Source organism: Phyllobacterium sp. (assembly GCF_037994405.1).
Lineage (GTDB): Bacteria > Pseudomonadota > Alphaproteobacteria > Rhizobiales > Rhizobiaceae > Phyllobacterium.
The window spans coordinates 1-3705 of the sequence record NZ_JBBNAN010000511.1; the positions used below are offsets into that span (position 1 = coordinate 1).

A 3705-nucleotide genomic window follows, 5' to 3' on the forward strand; every position below is an offset into this window, starting at 1 on the left:
GCTATAGACGACGTTACACTTTTTAGAAACAAAGATAGTGTCACGTGACACTTGTGAGTGCGTTCCAGCAGCGCTCGATCTTTGATTGCGAGATAGACACCATGAGATTTGTCGAGTTCGTGAAGACAATTATGAAAGCCCAGCCCTGCCAGTAGTTCAGCGTTCCGGCTGATCCGAAAATGATTCCGCCGAGGACAAAAAGCCCCACAATCGCAGTTCTCATAGTTCGAAGGGCACGATTCATTGCAGGCATTCCATTGGTGATTAACTTATTCAAATGAATTGAGAGCGCCGACCTTTCGGTTCTTGGATCTCCACTGTTCTCTGGCTCGAATACTCGCTTTCAAGATTCGCCAGCTTGAGCATCTCGACGATGGTTCAGGTCCACAGAATCACTCGGGTGATGGTCGTCGAGCGAGTTTTTCGCTGTTAATGTGCGACTTGGGAAGCTGCCGACATCAATTCTTCGGGATTCAGCGCCCGGCACACATTTCGGCCTTCCTCTTCAACTTCTGTGAAGCTCCAGCGCACCACACCTTCTCGATCGAGCAGGAAATGGCCGACAAGCTGCATATGTCCGGGTATGCTCATCTGCTGATCGGCTTCTGTGATCTCGTACCCATCCTTCTTGCTGAGAAGGTCGCCCGCGGCCGCCGGATCCATCGGCTCAGGCAACTCCCCCGGCCGATCAACCCGCATTGTCATGACCACATCCATTCCGACCTTGTAAGGCCAGTTGGTCTCATCCTGCGTGAACTCGAGGATGGGTAAGCCGAAGGCGCGGTGTGAAGCTCGCTCCGGGTCGGATGCAGCAAGAAGACCGGGTATCGGATGATAGCGGAAATAGTGTCGCGCGCGTTCGACCGGGGTGTTTACCACCGCTAGAGAGTCCACGCCTTTCTCGCGCAGGGCCGGGATGAGCTGTGCCATCGCCGCGACATGGCGTCGGCAGAACGGGCAAAGCAGGCCTCGAAACAAACCTATCAACAACGGGCTACGGCCGCGAAATTCATCAAGTGCGATCTTCCCCTCGCGTGAGATCGCATCCAGCACAATGTTCGGGGCCAGGTCGCCCGGTTGTAACGGATGGTCCAGATAATGCGCAGACATGGACAACCTCCTCGCCCGAAGGACCAGTCAAAAAGAGACAACACGACAAGTGCTTCGAGGTCGAGCCCGTGCGGCGCGCATTCGGCTTGACGCCGTGGCGACTGGCATAGCGCGCTCCTGCTTCCGTGACCGCGGCGGTCGCCGCCAACTTCGCCGTCCGGCTATCCGGACATCCCGCCAGGTTCAATGCTAGCACTCGCTGCAATCCGCGACAAGAATACCTTTGCCGCGGCGGCAAGTGCTCATCGAGAAAGTGCGGCGCCGTTGGGCCCTTGGTGGGCACCGACAGCCCATTTGATAAATATGGCAATCCTCAGGTTTTTCGTTTTGCTTGCAGATATGTCTCGCAGCCAATCGCAATGACAGCGAGATTCTTGGACAATCAGATGGCATTCCAAAGGTTAGAAAAAGATCCGATGGGTTCTGGTTTTGGGCCTGTCGCTTTTGGTGTTCTTGTGCGCCGGTTGGCTGAACCTGCGTAGCTTCCTGTGGACGCACCTCTCAGACAGCATAATCCGCGTCAGCAAGCCATGTTGCGAACAATGGCAAATATAAGTGTTATTTTGACCTATTGTTGTCGTTCGACTTTATTGTACTGAACCGTTGCAACGTGTTGTAGCGTAAATTCCTGATTTCAACGGTGCCACCTTCTAGAACGGTATAAATAACTTCCCCGTTTTTAACTGTAGCGGTTTCACCGGGCTTTCCCTCACCTCTTATGATCTTGTTGACGGTTGCGAGCTGCGATGCACTGTCCTCTTCGGCAAATGCAAACGGGGAATGCAAACCGACAACTAAGACCAAAGGAAGAAGAGCCGTTGTTGGTCTGTTCATGATTATTCCTTCAGCAGAGTTAGCGGAAAACAAGGCATACTAATCTAACTCGATTGGTGCTCTCATGGCGAACTTCATGTTCCAAAACGACAATGCTGAGTGACTTGACTCTACCTGGCTGGTTTGAAGATGCTGCTTAGGAGCGTCGCTCTTAGTCTTATGATTTTTTCGTCACAGGCTTGCTCTGCGGCTTGAGCAAGATGACAAAAAGCAAGCCGGCGATGATGAGTGCCGCGCCTTCGAGGTGATAGAGTTGCAACTGCTCGCCGAGGATCAGATGGGCGAGCACGGCGATGAAGATCGTCTGAATGTAGAGGAGCACGCCCGCCCGGGCCGCGCCCAGGGCCTCGATGCTGCGATTGAAGAGGTAATACATAAGCGCCCCGCCGGGGATCGCCACATAGGCGAGCGCGATGAGCCCGCTGCCGTTGAGCGTCGAGCGTTCGTCGGAGGCAAGCTCAAAGAGGTAGAAGGGCAGCGCCGTGAGCACCGCCGCGCCGAGAAGCAACACCAGGAGCGGAAGGCGATCCACATCGAATTTCGCCCGGCGGAGCAGGACGGTATAGACGCTGAAACAGAACGAGCCGGCGACGATCCACAGTTCGCCGGGATTGAGGTCGAGACGCATTAGCGCGGCCGGGCTGCCCTTGACGATGATGACCACGATCCCGAGAAAGGCAATGATCGATCCGATCACCTGCCAGGTTCCCATCGGCTCATCCAGAATCAAACGGGCAAGGATCATGGTAATGATTGGGATCAGGGCGATAATGATGCCGGCGGTGGTGGCATCGGCATGTTCGAGGCCGACAAAAATCATGCCCTGGCAGATCGCGAGTCCCATGCCGCCAATGGCAAGCAGTTCGAGGGCGCGAGCCCGCACCAGCGCGACCATGGCGCCGAAATGCCGGCGCACGATCGGCAGCAGGATCGCCCAGGCGATCAGCACGCGCCAGAAGCAGAGCGCCCAGGGCGGCATCTCGGAAGAGACCCATTTCGCGGCGATATAGACGCCGGCCGACAGCAGCCAGCAACATACCGCCACGGAATAGGCGGCTGCAAGCGAATTGCCGGCCGCATCTTCCGTCCTGACCGCGCTGCTATGGACTGCCAAGACATTTATCGCCATGACTCATTTATGCCACAGTTCCCGCAACCTGCACAGATGATGGCGCCAGCACGGGCGCGAACCGATGCCCTCAGCTTAGCCCACTGACCGGATGTCTCGCGCGACGTCGCTCATATCATTGTTGAGCTGGTGATCCCTGCGTTCGAACGTGCGGACCACGGCGTGCGGAATGGCTTTCGCATAGAGATGAACATGGGCAGTGGGCACCACGGCGTCGTCGGTGCCATGATAGAGATAGACGGGAACGCCGGGCGCAAGGCGTTCCGAGAAGTCCTTGCAATCATCGATGTCATCGCTCGACCATCCGCCTTCACCGATGAAGGGCGCAGCGATGACAAATAGCCCGCCGAACCTGGGTTTCGGCGGCCGCTCGGCAAGCACATGGATCAAAATGGTGCCACCGACTGAGTGGCCCACGAGAATTGCCCCGTCCTCGAGTGAATCGAATTCTCCCATTAGCGCAGCCTTCCAGGCTGAGTAGATAGGGTCGTCCTCGCCGGGCATTCGGGGATAGCGGACAGCATAGCTTTCGCCGAGTTCGCGCTCGAGGCTCGCCACGAGCTTGCTGTCCCAGCGATCGTGGACGCCTTCGCCGGCTCCTTGAACGAAGAGGATCTGCTTAGCCATCGTGC

At 56.5% G+C, this 3705-nt stretch carries 4 protein-coding genes; all 4 read right to left on the bottom strand.

Annotation, left to right across the window (positions count from 1 at the left end; genetic code table 11):
- Positions 1–429 precede the first annotated feature (429 nt).
- A complete protein-coding gene (locus tag AAAC48_RS28080; RefSeq protein WP_340657346.1) occupies positions 430–1110 on the bottom strand; it encodes a redoxin family protein in 681 nt (226 codons plus the stop codon).
- Positions 1111–1668: 558 nt separating this feature from the next.
- Positions 1669–1944: a hypothetical protein gene (locus tag AAAC48_RS28085; protein ID WP_340657347.1), complete on the bottom strand. Its 276-nt coding sequence runs from the start codon at positions 1942–1944 to the stop codon at positions 1669–1671.
- A 157-nt stretch (positions 1945–2101) separates the two neighbouring features.
- A complete protein-coding gene (locus AAAC48_RS28090) occupies positions 2102–3073 on the bottom strand; it encodes a DMT family transporter (protein ID WP_340657348.1) in 972 nt (323 codons plus the stop codon).
- A 75-nt stretch (positions 3074–3148) separates the two neighbouring features.
- Positions 3149–3705 (bottom strand): alpha/beta fold hydrolase (locus AAAC48_RS28095; protein WP_340657349.1); only part of this gene is annotated, 557 nt, incomplete at its 5' end.